At 69.4% G+C, this 17,283-nt stretch carries 14 protein-coding genes; 11 read left to right on the top strand and 3 right to left on the bottom strand.

Annotation, left to right across the window (positions count from 1 at the left end; translation table 11 throughout):
- Positions 1–70 precede the first annotated feature (70 nt).
- Positions 71–937, bottom strand: a complete 867-nt coding sequence (locus OZ403_RS26385) for a DMT family transporter (RefSeq protein ID WP_174258893.1) — start codon at positions 935–937, stop codon at positions 71–73.
- Between the two features lie 58 nt (positions 938–995).
- Positions 996–1,727 carry a helix-turn-helix transcriptional regulator gene (locus OZ403_RS26380; protein ID WP_140799381.1) on the bottom strand — a complete coding sequence of 244 codons (732 nt, stop codon included), beginning with the start codon at positions 1,725–1,727 and terminating at the stop codon, positions 996–998.
- 87 nt (positions 1,728–1,814) lie between these two features.
- Here OZ403_RS26380 and OZ403_RS26375 point away from each other — a divergent pair, with 87 nt between their 5' ends.
- The 8 genes from OZ403_RS26375 (at position 1,815) to OZ403_RS26340 (ending at position 11,921) form a co-directional block, all read left to right on the top strand.
- A complete protein-coding gene (locus OZ403_RS26375; protein ID WP_268782077.1) occupies positions 1,815–2,573 on the top strand; it encodes an alpha/beta fold hydrolase in 759 nt (252 codons plus the stop codon).
- A gap of 35 nt (positions 2,574–2,608) precedes the next feature.
- Positions 2,609–3,175, top strand: coding sequence for a TetR/AcrR family transcriptional regulator (locus OZ403_RS26370; RefSeq protein WP_140794092.1), 567 nt, complete (start codon positions 2,609–2,611; stop codon positions 3,173–3,175).
- Between the two features lie 111 nt (positions 3,176–3,286).
- Positions 3,287–4,159, top strand: a complete 873-nt coding sequence (locus OZ403_RS26365) for an alpha/beta fold hydrolase (protein ID WP_268782076.1) — start codon at positions 3,287–3,289, stop codon at positions 4,157–4,159.
- 17 nt (positions 4,160–4,176) lie between these two features.
- Entirely contained in the window at positions 4,177–5,784 is a 1,608-nt protein-coding gene (locus tag OZ403_RS26360) for a sensor histidine kinase (protein WP_268782075.1), read from the top strand.
- 242 nt (positions 5,785–6,026) lie between these two features.
- Entirely contained in the window at positions 6,027–6,527 is a 501-nt protein-coding gene (locus tag OZ403_RS26355; protein ID WP_442929620.1) for an RNA polymerase sigma factor, read from the top strand.
- Positions 6,524–9,520, top strand: a complete 2,997-nt coding sequence (locus OZ403_RS26350; RefSeq protein WP_442929619.1) for a CHAT domain-containing protein — start codon at positions 6,524–6,526, stop codon at positions 9,518–9,520. The genes OZ403_RS26355 and OZ403_RS26350 overlap by 4 nt, the downstream gene beginning before the upstream one ends.
- 94 nt (positions 9,521–9,614) lie before the next feature.
- Positions 9,615–9,803: a hypothetical protein gene (locus OZ403_RS26345; RefSeq protein ID WP_140794082.1), complete on the top strand. Its 189-nt coding sequence runs from the start codon at positions 9,615–9,617 to the stop codon at positions 9,801–9,803.
- A gap of 699 nt (positions 9,804–10,502) precedes the next feature.
- Positions 10,503–11,921: a M24 family metallopeptidase gene (locus tag OZ403_RS26340; RefSeq protein WP_268782072.1), complete on the top strand. Its 1,419-nt coding sequence runs from the start codon at positions 10,503–10,505 to the stop codon at positions 11,919–11,921.
- 7 nt (positions 11,922–11,928) lie between these two features.
- Here OZ403_RS26340 and rtcR read toward each other — a convergent pair whose 3' ends face one another.
- The gene (gene rtcR / locus OZ403_RS26335) at positions 11,929–13,551 is read right to left on the bottom strand and encodes an RNA repair transcriptional activator RtcR (RefSeq protein ID WP_268782071.1); all 1,623 of its coding nucleotides are present in this window, start codon (positions 13,549–13,551) and stop codon (positions 11,929–11,931) included.
- A 144-nt stretch (positions 13,552–13,695) separates the two neighbouring features.
- Here rtcR and OZ403_RS26330 point away from each other — a divergent pair, with 144 nt between their 5' ends.
- From OZ403_RS26330 to mutM, 3 genes are all read left to right on the top strand, one after another.
- The gene (locus OZ403_RS26330) at positions 13,696–14,931 is read left to right on the top strand and encodes an RtcB family protein (RefSeq protein WP_011554960.1); all 1,236 of its coding nucleotides are present in this window, start codon (positions 13,696–13,698) and stop codon (positions 14,929–14,931) included.
- A gap of 162 nt (positions 14,932–15,093) precedes the next feature.
- Positions 15,094–16,110: an RNA 3'-terminal phosphate cyclase gene (rtcA, locus tag OZ403_RS26325; RefSeq protein ID WP_268782070.1), complete on the top strand. Its 1,017-nt coding sequence runs from the start codon at positions 15,094–15,096 to the stop codon at positions 16,108–16,110.
- 147 nt (positions 16,111–16,257) lie between these two features.
- On the top strand, positions 16,258–17,112 hold the full coding sequence (gene mutM / locus OZ403_RS26320) for a bifunctional DNA-formamidopyrimidine glycosylase/DNA-(apurinic or apyrimidinic site) lyase (RefSeq protein ID WP_268782069.1): 855 nt from the start codon (positions 16,258–16,260) through the stop codon (positions 17,110–17,112).
- Positions 17,113–17,283: the final 171 nt, after the last annotated feature.

The following is a 17,283-nucleotide window of genomic DNA, read 5'->3' as shown; positions in this document are numbered from 1 at the left end:
GAGTGTGTGCGGGGGCCCAAGAGGACCAAAGGACTCCCCAAGCATGCAAGCGGTGATTTGGCGCACGCGTTCAGCGTGGCGCGGCGCGCAGCGGCACGGCCTGGAGGGTGGCGCGTCGCTCGGCCGCCACCCATGCGCCCGTCACCAGCACCAACAGGCCTCCGCCCAGGGCGACGGGCGTCAGCGTCTCCGAGAAGAAGGCCCAGCCCACCAGCGAAGCGGTGAGCGGCTCCAGGTACGTGAGCGCCGCCGTGGCCGCGGTGGGAACGTGCCGCAGACCGGTATGGAAGAGGATGTTTCCAATGAGGCCGCAAACGATGCCGCCCACGAGCACGAGGAGCGTGCCTCCATCCACCGTGGGTGGCAGTACCCGGTCTCCGAAACAGAGCAGCAGCACGCCCGCGGAGATGGGGGCATGCAGTGATGTCACGGCCATGGGTGAATAGGCCCGCGCCGCCTGCTTCGCGGCCAGGACGATGATGGCGTAGAAGCAGGCACTGCCCGCGCCCAGCAGCGCCGTCAGCCCCGAGAAGTCACCGTCGGGCCGGCCGATGAGCAGGGCCAGGCCCACCAGCGTCACGGGGCCGCCTATCAGGGCCCGGGTGGAGCGCTCCTCGCCCAGCACCCAGGGGGCCAGCAGCGCCAGCAGCAAGGGCGCCAGGTAGTGCGTCAGCACGGCGATGGACACCGGCCCTCGCTCCATGGCGGCGAAGAAGAGGGCCGTGTTCGCCGCGTCCGCCAGCGCCACGACGAGCATCGCCAGGGTGGCTCGGCGGTCGCGCAGGGCTTCGCGCCGGAACAGGAAGGGCGCCGGGAGCGACATGGCCAGGAGCACGAGGAATGCGTTCTGCGGCCCGGCGAGCCCCGCTGGACGGAAGAAGAGCGCCCAGCACCCCCAGAGGGTGGCCCCGGCCGCGACCATGGCGAAGTACCGCACCGTGTGACTCCTGGTGACTCCGGCGCGCACTCCGGCTCCGGCGGGCGCGCAGCCTACCTCAGCTAGAGGCGCGCGCACCGTCCGCGCGCTGGGCCTCGGCCTGGGCTCGCAGTCCCTCCATGTCGGGCGTGAAGGGGCGGTCGGGGACGAGGCGAGCCCGGCGGATGCGGTCCATGCGGAACATGCGCGCGGCGGCCTTCTCCACGTCCCGGGCCAGCACGTACCAGACGGGCGATTCGACCAGCAGCCCGTGCGGCTCCACGATGCGGCGGGTCGCCTTGCCGTGCCGGTCGCGGTATTCGAAGGACAGGCAGACCTGCTCGCGAAAGGCCCGCTCGAAGACGGCGAGCAGTTCCTCCGGCGGGGTTCCGACGTCCGCCAGCACGCGGGCGCTCGCCGGCCGTCCCACCACCACGCGGCGGCAGAGCTCACGCATGCCCCGACCCCGCTCCTTGGGGACGCTGGCGAAGAGCTTCTGGAGCCCCGAGCGCGCCGCGCTGCCCCAGGGCAACGTGCTGCCCGTCGCGGACAGGTTCGCGGCCAGCCAGAGCGCCACCACCTCCTCCTGCGACAGGTGGACGGCCGCCACGCCCCGGTCCCGCTCCAGCCGGACGCCGCCCCCAGGGCCTGTGTCACTGCTCAGGGGAAGGCCCTGTTCCCGCAGCGTGGCCAGGTCCCGGTGGACGGTTCGTGCGCTCACGTCGAGCGCCTCGGCGATCTCCGCCACCGTCGTCCCGTCCCTGCCCCGCAGGAAGTCCAGCAGCCGCATCACCCGGTCGACTCGAGCCATTGCTGACAGTTTCTGTCAGGGATGGGCCGTACTCCACAAGCATCAGGTCGCGCATGACCGCGCGCTTCGAGGCCAGAGGAGGCCGTCATGATGGGTTCCAAGGGAATGCTGAATGTCGACGATGGGGGCGTGGGTGGACTGCCGGTGGTGTTCGTCCATTCGAGTGCCGGCAACACCACGCACTGGGCCGCGCAACTGTCGTACCTGCGCGAGCACCGGCGTGCCGTGGCACTGGACCTGCGAGGCCACGGGAAGTCCGAGCTGCCACGGGACGGCGGCTTCACCGTGGAGGACTTCGTCCGGGACGTGGGGACGGTGGTGGAGGGGCTGGGGCTTCAGCGCTTCGTGCTGGTGGGGCACAGCCTGGGCGGGGCCGTCTGCGTGGCCTACGCGGGGGCGCATCCGGACCGCGTCGCGGGGCTGTTCCTCCTCGACCCGGCCTCGGATGGACGCTCGATGCCAGCGGAGCAGGCCCAGGGCTTGATGTCGGTGCTGGCGACCGAGGCCTGGAGCGCGGTGGTGGAGGAGGCCTGGGGCCCCATGTTGGCGCCGTCCCGGCCGGAGGTCCGCGAGCGGGTGCTCTCCGAGATGCGCGCCACGTCCCAAGAGGGTGTCCGGGGCGGACTGGGAGCCCTGTTGGACTTCGACCCCGTGACGCCGCTGCGGCGCTACTCGGGGCCGCGTCTGTCGGTCGTGACGGCCTTCAACGAGGAACCGGGCTCGTATCACCACCTGGTGCCAGAGCTGCCGCACGCGAAGGTGGAGGGCACGGGGCACTGGGTGCAACTCGACGCTCCGGACGAGGTGAATCGGCTGCTGGACGGCTTTCTCGCCACGGTGCGCTGAGCGCGCGCGTTCGCCGCGCGTGTTATCTACGGCCCGTGCCCCGGCCCAAGCTGCACAGCGACGAAGCCATCCTCGACGCCGCCATGTCCGTGTTGCTTCGGAGCGGGCCGGGCGCATTCACGCTGAATGACGTGGCCGTCGCGGTGGGCATGTCCCGCGCGGCGCTCATCCAGCGCTTCAAGAACAAGGAGCACCTCTACTTCCGGCTCATGGAGCGGACCGCCGAGCAGAAGCGCGAGTACTTCGCCGGTCTGCCCGTGGAAGTCGGAGCACAGGGCCTCTGGCGTTTCCTGAAGACGCTGGTCTCGGTGATGGGGGAGGGTGAGGCGCTCGACGCACACCTGCTCCTGGCCTGGGAGGACGTGAGAGACCCCACGTTGAGGCGGATGGCGCATGAGCGGAATCTGCTCGTGCGCGACGCCATCGCCGTCCGGCTTCCTCCCAGCGTCGACCGTGGCGCGGTGTCCGCCCTGCTTCAAGACGTCATCGCGGGTGCGACGATGCAGTGGTTGGTGGAGCGGACGCCGCCGTTGACGGAGTACGTCCTCGCTCGCTTGCGCACGTTGCTCGGGTGCGTGTTTCCACGAGAGTCCTTCGACTGAAGGTTGTGTCGCCTGGAGGGGCACCCGAAAGGTGCGGGTTGAATATAACCGACGCGTCGGTTATTAACTCGTCATCCACGCCAGTTCCTGGCCGTCGAAAGGGGTTCCTGGATGTCCGAGCGCATCATCGAATCGGGCGACATTCGGCTCTGCACCGAGCACTTCGGACGCGAGGGCGACGCCCCCGTGCTGATGTTGATGGGGGCGGCCAGCTCGATGCTGGGGTGGCCCGACGGGCTCATGGAGCAACTCGCGCGGACGGGTCACTTCGTCATCCGCTACGACCACCGCGACACGGGGCGCTCCTCGCACGGTGTGCCAGGCGCCACGCCCTACACGCTGGACGACCTCGCCTCCGATGCCATCTCCGTGCTGGATGGATATGGCATCGAGCGCGCGCACCTCGTGGGAATGTCATTGGGGGGCCTGCTCTGCCAGATGGCGGCGTTGAAGTACCCGAAGCGAGTCCGCTCGCTGACGCTCATCAGCGCCCAGATTTTCTCGGAGCCGGACTTCGAGGACCCGGGCATGGACCCGGCAGTGCTCGCGCACTTCCAGCGGGCCGCCACGCTGAACTGGGCCGACGAGGCGGAGGCCATCGGCTTCCAGGTCGAACTCTCACGGTTGTGCGTGGGCCGTGCGCGGAGGTCGTTCGACGAGGCCCGGGTGCGGGCGCGAGCAGTCCAGGACTACCGGCGCGCGCTCGCGCCTCAATGTGCATTGAACCACGCGGGGCTGTCCGGTGGCCTGGAGTGGTACGGCCGGACTCGTGAGATTGAAGCGCCGCTGCTGGTCATCCACGGCTCTGTGGACCCGGTCATCGACCATGCGCATGGCGTGGCCTTGAGCCGTGCCGTCAAGGGCGCGCGCCTGGTGACACTGCAGGACGCGGGGCATGACCTGCACCCGGATGACTGGGAGACGATGACCCGGGCCATCACCGCCCATACCTTGGCGGCGAGTCCGCCTCACGGCGCTCGCTGATCTGTCACAGTACGGGCATGGGGCCCTTGTTCGCCTACAGCCTCGTGCCTGTCCTCTCCGTGTCGCTGCTGCTGTTCTTCACGGCCGCGCTTCGGGGGCAGAACGCACGAGGCCTGGCGCTCTACTGTCTGGCGACCGCGGGGTGGACGGGCGCGCTGCTGCTCCTCTGCATCCCGTCCATGGCGTGGGTGGGGGAGCGCTTCGTTGCGGGTGGGGCCTTCGTCGCGGCGGCATACCTGCACTCCGCCTATGACGTGACCCGGCAGCGCTCCTACCGGTTGGTGGTGCTCGCGTACGGCGTGGCGGTGGTGGTGACGGGCATTGGCGCGTTCCTCCCCAACGTCCTGCACGGGCCGCTGGCGATGGGGCGAGGTCCCCTGTTCTGGCCCACCATGGTGCTCGCCGTGGCGGCGGCGAGCGTGCCGCTGGTGCATCTGTCGCGCGCGTACCGCGGCGAAGCTCCCGAGCGACGGCCCATCCTCCTCAGCCTGGGCATTGCCGGGCTGCTCGCGTACCTGGGCAGTATCGGCAACGCCCTGTTGCTGTCGGGCGGGTACGCGTTGCCGTTCGGAATGTACCTGGTGCTGGCGGCGCTGCTGGTGCTGGTGCACGTCATCAATGCCCATCAGCCAGCCGCGGACCGACGGCTGCTTGAACGCAGCCTCGTCTACTCCGCGGTGGCGGCGGTGTTGTCCGCGGGCTTCCTCTTTGGCGTATTGACGCTGCTGTCGGGCAGCGGCCAGCCGTTCCTTACCGAGTACCGCGTAGGTGCCTTCTTTCTCCTGGCCCTGGCCGCGCTCGCATTCGAGCCCGTGCGTCAGGCGCTTCAGGCCTGGCTGGGGCGCCGCCTCCTCAAGGGCCGCGCCACCAGTGACGAGCTGGCCGTGGCGCTCTCTCGTGAGGAGGCGCGCGCGGACCAATCCGCGCGGCTGGCGGAGCTGGGACAATTCACGTCCGCGGTGGCCCACGAGGTCCGCAATCCGTTGGGCGTGCTCGCCGCGCACCTCAAGCTGCTGGAGCGAAGGGGCGGGGACCCGGACACGGTGGCGGCCATGCGGGAGCAGATTGACCGCGCCAGTCACTTCGTGGACGAGCTGCTGCGCTACGGTCGCCCGCGCCCGCTGGACCTGCGCCGAGTGGATGTCTCAGCCACCGTCGCGCTGGCGTACTCCACCGCGCGGCAGGGACTGGGCTCGCTCGCGCCCGACGTCTCCTTCGAGTCAGAGGAGGACGCGTCGCTCACGGTGGAGGCCGACCAGTCCCAGCTCTCACAGGTGATGGTCATCCTGTTGGAGAATGCACTGCTCGCCCTGAGAGACGTGCCCGCACCGCGGTTGAGGACATCCATTGAGCAGGCGAACGGCCGGTTGCTCGTCCGGGTGGAGGACAGCGGGCCTGGCATTCCACCGGAGCTGTTGCCCCGGCTCTTCCAGCCCTTCGTGACGGGCCGCAAGCGCGAGGGACCTCGGCCGGGGACGGGATTGGGGCTGGCCATCGCGCGAGGCATCGCCGAACGGCATGGCGGACGTTTGAGTGCGGGACGCTCGGAAGCCCTGGGGGGCGCGGCGTTGACGTTGGAATTACCCGTGGCGCAGCCTGCCTCGATTTCCGCCGCGCTGGCCTGACGCCGGCCTGTCCCTGGTCCGCAGGGCGGCAGGGATGTCGGTGAGCGAGCGCAACTTGATACGATTAAGTCTGCTTCACGACGGCCTTCCAAGGATTGCCCCGGACTTCGTTTCGATAGGCGTGGAAGGAGTCCGGGTCGATGAGCGGCCAACGCATTGCCACAGTCATTCGCATTCCTGTGGCCTACAGTACGGATGTGCATCCCGACGGGTTCGAGGCGTTCGCGCATCGTGTCAGGCCCATGCTGTTGGCCCTGGCGAGACGGTTGTGCGGTCAGGGGGGCCTCGATCCGGAAGACCTGGTGCAGGAGGCGCTCACGCGCGGACTGTTGCATCACGGGGCACTCGCCGCGCAGCCGGAGCCCGTCTACAGGGCGTGGCTGTGTCGGGCGATGACCAATCATTTCCTCGACCAGTGCCGCAAGCGGCGCTCGGAGTTGCTGGAGCAGGACCGTCCAGAGTTGCGGCTGGTGCGCGAGGGGGTGGCAGCCCCCGAACCGGAGGCCATGGAGGTCTGGGAGCACATCTCGGAGAAGGACTTCCAGGCGGCCATTGCCCAGCTGCCGAATCCCAGGGTGCGTGAGGCGTATTCGCTGCATGCCTCGGGGCTGCGCTACCGCGCCATCGCCCTGCGCATGGGCGTCCCCGAAGGCACCGTGGGGAGCTGGCTCTATCAGGCCCGTAAGGAGTTGAAGGCGCTGCTGTTGCCGCTCACCGGGAGCGACGGAGGAGGCAGCGCGTGATGGGGACGCTCTGTAACAGGCTGTCCCTCTTCCTGGATGGCGAGCTGCCGCCCGTGGACGAGGAGAACTTCCGGCATCACCTCGCTCGCTGTGACCCCTGCGCGTCCGGCCTGCACGAAGCCATGCAACTGGAGCTGCTGGGCTTCCATGTGATGGGGGACCCGCAGGCGTTGGCGCACGAGCAGGAGGGCGCGCCCGAAACCAGGATGGCGTCCGACGCGCCCAAGACACGTGACACGGCCGACGTGCCGGGGCGCCCTCACTGGCGCTGGGCCCCGTTCGCGGTGGGCGCCGTGGCGGCGGCCATCGTCCTGGTGCTCGTCGTCAAGAGCGCCGATGTGCGGGGCTCCCAGCAGGAGGTCTGGCTCGCGCAGACGTCGTCGCGTCTCATCGAGGCGAGGGTGGCCTATGCACGCGCGGACGGACACCGGCCCTATGTGCCCCTGCGCGCGGCTGTCAGTGGCCCTCCGGGCGGGGCTGGCGCGGCATTGCCGCTCCGGGCGCTGGCGGATCTGGAGGACCAGGGGGACCTGCATGGAATTGCCGCCGCGTACCTGGTCCGCAAGGACCTGCGGCAAGCCTCCGACTTCCTTCACCGGATGTCGCCGTCACCGGACCGGGACAGCGACCTGGCCATCGTCGCGTTGGAACAGGGGCATCCGGAACAGGCGCTGGCACTGCTGGACGGGGTGTTGCGACAGGCGCCCGAGCACGCCCAGGCGCAGTGGAACCGGGCGCTGGTGCTGCGGGAGATGGGGCTGACGCTGCTGGCCGCGGAGGCATTCGACGCGGTGGTGAAGCGCGGGGAGCCAGGCTGGAGCGAGGAGGCGCGGATCCGCGCGCGAGCGCTCCGGCATCAGACGCAGGCGCGTGGGCGGGCCTGGAAGGGGGCTCGCGCGGCGGTGCGGGACCTGATGGTGGACGCGCAGGCGCGGCTCCCGCTGGAGGAGGCGAAGCGCTTTCCTGGCATCGTCCGGCTGGCGTTCTACGACGCGGTGAGGGCCGCGCCGTCGCGGGAGTGGACCCTGCGCCTGCTGCCGCTGGCGGACGTGTTGGACGGCGTCCAGGGCGGCGAGGTGCTTCGCGGCTACGTGCAGCGTGTGGCGGAGCGGGACTTCAGCCGCCGTGCACCCTTGGCGGCGGACTACGCGAAGCTCGTGCGGGGCGAGCTGTCCTCGCCAGAGCGCTTCCTGGAGACGCTGCGGCGTTCGGGCGAGGACGACCTGTACCTGGGCGGGCTCATCAATCAGACGGCAGGCGCGCGCCACCTGGAGGATTTCACGCGGCTGGCCCGTGCGGCCGAGGACCCCTGGTTGTCGCTGCTGGCCGAGCGAGAGCTGGCGGGCGCCGAGGAGCGCGCGGGCGAATGGTGGATGGCGGAGGCGCGGCTGCGCGCGGCCGTGGGCGCCTGTCAGGGCAAGGGGTTGTCCTACCGCTGCGCCACGCTGAAGAAGCGGCTGTCGGACCTCTATCTCGCGCTCAACCGCCCGGCGGAGGCGTTCGAGCAGGCATGGAGTGGCTGGCTGGCGTCCCGGGAGTTGGAGGAATGGGAGTTGGAGCAGCAGTTCCTCCAGGAGCTGGCGCACATCGCTCGCTATCGGTTGGACGTCACCAGCGCGCGCGCCTACCTGCGCGAGTCCCTGGCGCGAACGCCCGAGGCCTGCGAGCAGCGCACCTACGTGCACCGCAACCTGGCATACCTGTCGTGGCTGGAGTTCGACGCGCACGAGGCGCGGAACGAGCTGGAGCTGGCGCAGGAGTGTGGCCGGCCGCTGGGGCTGCCCGGCGCGCTGTTGCTGTCGTACCTGGCGCGCTTCGGGGCGGACAGCCAGGACGCGGACCTGTTGCGCCGCACCCTGGCCGAGCTGCACCGGGGGCAGCCCTCACCGGGCAAGCTCGCGCAGATGCGTTTCGCCGAGGGGCAGTTCGTGCTGGAGCGCGATCGCGCGACCGGGCTGGAGCTGCTTCGCGGCGCCATCCAACAGGCGGAGTCCCTTCCCAATGATGTGGACGCGCGCAAGACGCGCATGGGGGCCTACAACGTCCTGGCGCACGAGGCAGGACGCACGGACGCCCCAGGTGAGGCCCTGGCGCTCATGGGCGCCGCGCTTCAGGTGGAGGTCCCCGCGCGGTGTGTGCTGGGCGTCGCCGTGGACTACGAGCGCTCGGTGGTGGCGCTGCGCGGCGCCACGGGCGAGCTGCAGGGGCACTTCGACGCCAGCCGCGCGGAGCCCCTGGGGCGGGACGCCTTCGGGCTGGTGCCTCCGTCGCTCCAGGCCGCCTTGAAGGGCTGCGAGCGGGTGGACGTGCTCGCACTGCCGCCGGTGCATGGCCTGCGGGGACTGCTGCCCGCGGACCTCGCCTGGAGCTACCGTGTGGGGCGGCCCGGAGGAGCGTCTCCCGTGCTGGCTCGTGGCAGCGGGCCGCACCTGGTCGTCAATGGGGTGGAGGCGCCCGCGTCGCTGGGCCTCCCGCGGTTGCTTCCACTGGAGCCGCCGCACGCGCCGGACCCGCAGCGAATCGAGCTGTCGGGCATGCAGGCCACGCCGACGCGGGTGCTGGCGGCCATGGCGCAGGCCAGCGAGGTGGAAATCCACGCGCACGGCGCCTTCAGCCCTGAGATGTCGGACGCCTCGCTGGTGGTGCTGGCGCCTGAAACAGATGGCCGATATGCGCTGTCCGCCCCCCAGGTTCGCGCGCTGAAGCTGGAGCGCGCGCCGCTCGTGCTGCTGGCCACGTGTAGCGCGGCACGGGCCACGCCCTTCCTTCATGAGTCCTTCAGCCTGCCGGTGGCCTTCATCGAAGCCGGCGCGGCCACGGTGTTGGCCTCCACGGCGGAAATCCCCGACTCGGCGGGGCGCTTCTTCGAAGCGGTCCGTGAGCGCATCCGGGCCGGCGCGCCGGCGGCCCTCGCGCTCCGCGACGAGCGGCGCACATGGCTGGCGGCCCACCCCTCCGCGGACTGGGTCCACGGCATCCTCCTCTTCGAATGATGGCCAAGGAATCCGACTCGGCGCGTTGTACCGGTGCGGAGGCGGGGGATGGCATGCCGCTTGTCCTCGCCGGTGCCGCGCAGAGGGGGATGCGATGGTGAAGAAGCTCTCGAAGAAGTCGAAGCGTGATGGGGCGGTGGTGAGCATCAACCCGCATGACCCACCGCCGGAGCCCACCCCGGGCCTGACGGCGCACCCGCCGTTCTCGGCGAGGATGTCCGTCGTTCCGTCCGTGAATACGGCGTCTCAACCAGATGGCTCGGACAGCTCACGTCGTAAATAAGTGACAGTTTTCCGGATTGTCCTGAGTCGCGCTGGCGATACAGGTTTTACGGGACGCTCCCGCTCGGGGCGTCCCGGATTTTTTTGAACAGAATGCACAAGAAAAAGGGCTGGGTCCGTATCTGAGATTGAGGGGGCGTTGGTCGCGAGCCCCTGAGAAGAGGGGGAGCAGATGTTTCGTGGTGACGCGCGGGGCCAAGGGGATGCGAGCGGTATCTGGGCACCTGAGGAGGGGCGTGGGGCGATGGGCGGGGGATGGGCGGCCTGGTCGAACGGGAGCTCCAGCCGGGGGGAGCGGGGCGGTTGGGGGGACGCGCGGAGTGTTGTGAAGGCGGGGGGAAACGCGGAGGACCTGGGGGGGCAGGGACTGGAGGCGTTCGACGAGAGCGACTTCGAGTTCCGGATCGCCAGCTTCTGAGTTCGGCGCGCGGGGGACGAAGCCCCGCTCCAGCAGACGGCGTCGGGGGACAGCCGTCATCTCGAAGGGTGGCCGCGGTGGGACTGGGGGGCCGACGACCACATGACGCGGGCGTTGAGGACGCGTTCATCCGAAGAGGCGCTGGAGTGCGGACTTCCAGGGAGTGAGGGAGGGGGCGCGCCCCAGGCCCTCTGCCTCCAGAGATTCCAAGGGCTCTGGAGGCGGAGGCCCCCTGGCTTTCATGCGATACGGTGCGGCCTCCTTCTCGATGGGAGTCCTCACATGAAGTCCGTGAAGTGGGCGGCCCTGCCGCTGTTGCTGCTGGCCGCCTGTGCCACCACGGGGCGCCAGGGCGCTGCTGACAAGTCGCCGCCGCGCCTCATGTCCTGGTCGGAGCAGATCGCCGAGCGCGAAGCCTGGCTGGAGAAGCGCCACGGCATGCTGCTGGACATGATGCGCCGCCATGGCGTGGGCATGTGGGTGGTCGTCAACGAGGAGTTCCACGACGACCCGCTCACCCAGTTCATCGCGCCGCCGCGTCCATATGCGGGCAACCGGGACATCTTCGTGTTCGTCGACGCCGGGCCCGAGGGACTCAAGCGCGTCGCGCTCTCCGGCTACTCGGAGGCCACGCTCGCGCGCTTCTTCGAGCTGCCCGAAGAAGCGCGCAAGCCGCAGGAAATCCTGGCGGACCTGAACACGCGCTATCAGCCCCGGACGATTGCCCTGGGCATTGGCGGCAAGCGCGGGGTGACGCGCAGCCTGACGAAGGACAGCTATGCCTTCCTGGTGGAGTCCCTGGGCGCGGAGGCAGAGGCCCGCTTCGTGAGCGCCGCGCCGCTCATCGAGGAGTACCTGGACACGCGCATCCCCGAGGAGTGGTTGCACTACCAGCGGCTGGTGATGCTGACGGAGGCCGTGGTGAAGGAGGCCTTCTCTCCGGAGGTGGTGGTGCTGGGGAAGACGACCGTCGGTGACGTGCGCCGCTTCCTCTATGACAGGCTCTGGGAGCTGGGCGTGGACACCTGGTTCCAGCCGGACCTGCGCGTGCAGCGCAAGGGCATGGACGGATCGAGCTCGCGAGGCTTCCTGGCGCCCGCGAAGGAGGACGTCGTCATCCTCCGCGGCGACCTGCTGCACGTGGACTTCGGCATCACCTACATGGGGCTGAACTCCGACTGGCAGAAGATGGCCTACGTGCTGAACGAGGGGGAGACGGACGCGCCGGAGGGGCTCAAGCGGGCGCTGGCCAACACCATCGAACTCCAGGACGCGCTGATGCTGCGCGCCTCCCGTCCGGGCCGCACCTCCGCGCAGGTGTACACGCAGACGATGGCGGAGATGAAGGAGAAGGGCATCGAGGCCATGGTGTACAGCCACCCGCTGGGCAATCAGGGCCACGCGCTGGGCGCGAGCATCGACTTCCGTTCGGCGAGCCGGCAGGAGGAGGCCAAGACACTTCGCCTGGGCTCGTACATCGCCATCGAGCTGAACACCGCCACCTCGGTGCCGGAGTGGGACGGGCAGAAGGTCTTCGTGATGCAGGAGGATCCGGCCTACCTCACCGAGGAGGGCTGGAAGTTCTTCGTGTCCCGGCAGGAGTCGTTCTACCTCCTGGGCCGCGATGGGCAGGGAGGGCAGCGAAGTCAGGGCGCGAAGGGAGGCAAGGGCGTGACGACGCGTGGCATGCCCATGCTCTGAGCCCGGCCTACGCGCCTCGCCCGCTGACGTCCGCCCACGTGAGGCCGAAGCGGGCCAGGTACTTCTTCAGCCGGTCCGCGTCGTTGACGCTCTTCTTCTGGGCGCGTGACTGAGCGAACAGCACGCGGCCCGCGTCCGACAACGAGCGTGATGCCCGGCAGACGCTCAGCACGTCCGCGAGCTGGACCCGGTCGAAGCGGTCCAGCTCGCTGGCGAGGTTCTCCCCCAGCACCTCCGCGACCAGGTCCCCGGCGACGACCGCCGCCTTCGCTCCGGAGGGCCGCCACTGCTCGCGCAGCCGTTCGAGCTCCTCGTCCACCACGTCCCGAGTAATCCGTCCGCCCGCCGCCAGCGTGGCCATGCGCAGCACCGCCGCGTTGAGGTCGCGGAAGTTGCCCGCCCATCGCGCCTCGGAGGACGTGGCGAAGTCCAGGAATCGCTCCTGCGCCTCCTTGTTCATGGTGACGCGCGTGCCCACGGCCTCGGAGGACTGGTCCAGTTCGAAGAGCAGGTTGGGTGGGATGTCCTCCGGACGCTCGCGCAACGCGGGCAGCCGGAAGGTCCACAGGTTGATGCGCGCGAGCAGGTCCTCCCGGAAGCGCCCGCGCTCGACCTCGACTTGGAGGTCCCGGTTGGTGCCGGCGATGAGCTGGAAGTCACTCTCCACTTCGCGGTCCGCGCCCACTGGCAGGAAGCGTTTGTCCTCCAGTGCGCGCAGCAACATGGCCTGCTCGTCCGCGCCCAGTTCACCGATTTCGTCCAGGAACAGCACCCCGCCATTCGCCTGCCGCAGCAGACCGGGCCTGTCGCTCAGCGCGCCCGTGAAGGCGCCCTTCACGTGGCCGAAGAGGGCGGACATGGCGCCGTCGCCCCGGAGCGTGGCGCAGTTGAGGTCCACGAAGGGGCCCGCCACCCCGCGCCGCGACTTCTTCAGCGCGTAGATGCGCCGCGCGAGCTGCGACTTGCCCGCGCCGGTGGGACCGGTGATGAGCAGAGGCGCGCGGGACTGGACGGCCACCTGTTCGATGCGCTCGATGAGGCGGTTGAACGCTGCGTTGCGGGTGTCGATGCCGGACTTGAGGAAGGCCAGGCCTTCGCGTTGTTCCTGCCGGAAGCGCGCGGCCAGGGTGTCGTACTGGGAAAGGTCCAGGTCGATGAGGGTGTGCGTGCCCGCCCCCGCGCGGTCCCTGGGGTCGGGTGATACCTGGACCAGCTTGCCGGGGATGAGCCGGCTCTCCACCAGCAGGAACATGCAGATCTGCGCGATGTGCGTGCCCGTGGTGATGTGGACCAGGTAGTCCTCCGCCTCGGGGTTGAAGGCATAGCCGCGCACGTAGTCGAGCAGCGCGCCGTAGGTCTCCTCCAAGTCCCACGGGTTCTGGATGTCCAGGGGCCTGCCCCGCACCTCCGTCTCCGGTGACACCTGGCGGATGTCCCCCACCAGTGTGGTCGCGAGCGAGGTCGCGTTCGGCGGATGCAACAGCTCCAGCCGGTGCACCAACAGGTCCTCCTGCTGGCACAGCGCCACCGTGGGCCGCCACCGCGTCCAGCGCTGTGGCCCCTGCCCGTTGTCCAGTGTCGTCCCGAGCATCCCCAGGACCACCGTCTTGCGCGCGCGCGATTTCGCCATGGGGATAGGACTTTATCCAGCCAGATAGGGAATGCCAGCTCGCTTGGAGGGCGTCCCTCGGGAGCCGTGTTGGCACGCCGGCTGCTCTAGGCCTCCTCCGTGACCGGGACACGGCGCCCGGCGGACGACTGAAAGGTGGAGACGATGAGCCGCATCAACGGGAACTACGAGGTGCTGTCGGACGAGGCGGGCCGCCCCATCAAGGCGTGGACGGTGGGTGTGCCGTTCGAGGACGAGGCGAAGAAGCAGCTCCGCAACCTGCGTGGCCTCCCCTTCATCCATAAGTGGGTCTCGGTGATGCCGGACGTGCACCGCGGCTACGGCGCGACGGTGGGAAGCGTGGTCCCCACGGTAGGGGCGGTGGTGCCGGCGGCGGTGGGCGTGGACATCGGTTGCGGGATGATCGCCGTTCGCACGACGCTGCGGGCGGACCAGCTCCCGGACTCGCTGCGTGGGGTGCGCTCGGCGATTGAGCGGGCGGTGCCACATGGCCGCTCCGACAATGGTGGCCGCAACGACGTGGGCGCGTGGCGTGTGGCGCCCGCACGGCACCAGAAGGAGTGGGCGCGGTTGGTGGAGGGGTACGACCGCATCGTCGGGAAGCATCCGCGCATCGGCCGTGGGCCGGAGCTGTCGCACCTGGGGACGCTGGGAACGGGGAACCACTTCATCGAGCTGTGCCTCGATGAGTCGGATGGCGTGTGGCTGATGTTGCACTCCGGTTCGCGCGGCGTGGGGAACCGCATCGGAAGCTACTTCATCGAGCTGGCGAAGGAGGACATGCGCCGCTGGTTCATCAACCTGCCGGACGGGGACCTGGCGTATCTGGCGGAAGGGACGGAGCACTTCGAGGACTACGTCTTCGCGGTGAGCTGGGCGCAGGACTTCGCCGCGACGAACCGCGCGCTGATGCTGCAAGAGGCGGTGGATGCGCTGCAGTTGAGCGGTGAGCTGCCTCCGTTCGAGCTGAAGGACGCGGCGGTGAACTGCCACCACAACTACATCGCGCGTGAGCACCACTTCGGAAAGAACTGCTTCGTGACGCGCAAGGGGGCGGTGCGGGCGCGCGAGGGCGACCTCGGCATCATCCCCGGAAGCATGGGGGCGCGTTCGTTCATCGTCCGCGGGAAGGGGAACGCGGACAGCTTCCACTCCTGCAGCCACGGCGCGGGCCGGGTGATGTCGCGTGAGGCGGCGAAGCGGCGCTTCACGGTCGAGGACCACGTGAAGGCGACCGCCGGCGTGGAGTGCCGCAAGGACGTGGACGTCATCGACGAGACGCCGGCTGCGTACAAGCCCATTGATGCGGTGATGGCGGCGCAGGCGGACCTGGTGGAAGTGGTCCATACCTTGAAGCAGGTCGTGTGCGTGAAGGGCTAGAAACCCAGAGGTGACCATGCCGGGATGAAGACACCGAGGCGCCCGCGCTCCCCAAGAGGCCGAAAGGCCGCCAGGATGGGGACGCGGGCGCCGCTATTTTCACGGTGGTGTCAGTGCGTGCCGGGTGGTTCGTGAGTCGCGAGCAGCAAGGAGGAAATCGTCATGGTGCGCATCGATGGTTCATTGGGAGAGGGTGGGGGGCAGGTGCTGCGCACCTCGCTGGCGCTGTCGCTGGTGACGGGCAAGCCCTTCACCATCCAGAACATCCGCGCGGGCCGGAAGAAGCCGGGCCTGCTGCGCCAGCACCTGACGTCGGTGAAGGCCGCGGAGGCCGTGGGGGCCGCGGAGGTGTCGGGCGCGGAGCTCGGCTCTCGCGAGCTGACCTTCCGGCCGAGTGCCCTGGCCGCGGGGAACTACCACTTCGCGGTAGGCACCGCGGGCAGCGCGACGCTGGTGCTCCAGACGGTGCTTCCGGCGCTGCTCCTGGCGGACGGGCCTTCCACGCTGATGTTGGAGGGGGGGACGCACAACCCCATGGCACCACCGTTCGACTTCCTCCAGCGGGCGTATCTGCCGCTGGTCCGTCGCATGGGGCCGTCCGTGGAGGCGACCCTGGAGCGTGCCGGTTTCTTCCCGGCCGGGGGCGGGCGGTTCCGGGTCGACGTGCGACCCGCGCCGCTGAAGCCGCTGCACCTGCTGGAGCGGGGGCGCGTGGTCCGTCGCGACCTGAAGGCCGTGATTGCGATGATTCCGTTCGACGTGGCGCAGCGCGAGCTGGGCACGGCGGGGGCGGCGCTGAAGTGGCGGCCCGATGAACTCCGGACGGAGGAGCTGAAACGTCCGCTGGGGCCCGGCAACGTGCTGGTCGCCGAGGTGGAGAGCGATCACGTGACGGAGGTCTTCACCGGCTTCGGTGAGCGCGGGAAGCGGGCGGAGGTCGTGGCCGAGCAGGTCGCTGAAGAGGTGAAGCGCTACCTTGATGCGGGCGTGCCGGTGGGCGAGCACCTGTGTGACCAGCTGCTGCTCCTCCTGGCCCTATCGAAGGGTGGCACGTTCCGCACGCTGCCGCTGGACGGACACGCCGAGACGCAGCTCCACACCATCGCCCAGTTCCTGGATGTGAAGGTCGAGGTGCGGGAGGTATCTCGCGACGTCCGCGATGTGGAAGTCCGCGCCTGAGCCCCAGGGGCGCGTCCGTCGGCGGACGGCCCTGGGGTGCAGCGTCACGCGCTCCGCTCGGAAGGCAGCCAGGCGCCGTGGCGGGTGGGCGTCTTCGTGGCACGACGCCGGGCGCCAGCACCATGCATGTGCGGAGGAGACGTCCGCGTGGCAGAGGTGCCTGAAGTCGAAATCATCACCCAGGACTTGCGGCAAGCCGTCGTGGGCCGCCGCTTCGTGGCGGCGGAGGTCCTGGTGCCCGCCGTCGTTCGCTTCCCGTCGCCGCCGGACTTCATCGAAGCGTTGAAGGGGCGGCAGGTCACCGCCGCGAACCGAAGGGCCAAGTTCATCTTGCTCGCGCTTGATGACGGGACGACGCTCGCGCTGCACTTCATGCTCTTTGGTGAGCTGGCGCTGCGCCCCAAGGGGAGTGAGCGCCCGTCTTCGACACTGGTGGTGCTCGAGCTGGAGGGCGGCGAGGAGTTGCAGTTCACGGACTCGCTGGGCTACGCGCGCATCGCCCTGGCGCATTCCGATGAGCTGGCCGCGCGCCTGAAGCTGGACGAACTCGGGCCGGAGGCGCTGGGAGCGGGGTTCACCCCAGCGGTGCTGGCGCGTCAACTGCGGCGGCGGAAAAGTCCCCTCAAGACGGTGCTCCTCAACCAGCGGGTGGTGGCGGGGCTCGGCAACCGGGATGCGGACGAGAGTCTGTGGCAGGCGGGGATTGAGCCACGCCGGTTGGCGTCGTCCCTCTCGGCCGATGAGGTGGTGCGGCTGGACCGCGCCATCCAGGCGGTGCTCGATGAAGGGCTCCGTTTGCGCGGCACCCAGCGAGACCTCTTCGGCGTTCAAGGCCAGGCGAAGCACCGGCGCAACGTGTTCGGCCGCGCGGGAGCGCCGTGCCCGCGCTGTGCCACGCCGGTCTCCCATCAACGCATCGGCGGGCGGAACACATACTGGTGTGCCACCTGTCAGCCCCTGATGAGCGCTCCCGAAGTCCCCGCGCAGTCCTCGCTGCTGTGATTCGCGGCGGGGGCTTTTTCAGGACTCGAATCCCGTAACTCCAGACAGACGTTCCAGTTCTCAAGGAGTTGTCATGCACGGGTGCCGCCTGACACCGATGTCTGTCCTGACCTCCGTGTGTATTCGTCATGGTCCACCTCCTCAACCATCGGGGATGTTTGCTAAAGCGCA

The sequence above is a fragment of the Myxococcus sp. NMCA1 genome, from assembly GCF_026810205.1.
GTDB lineage: Bacteria > Myxococcota > Myxococcia > Myxococcales > Myxococcaceae > Myxococcus > Myxococcus xanthus_A.
This window is presented reverse-complemented; position numbering and strand designations above follow the sequence as displayed.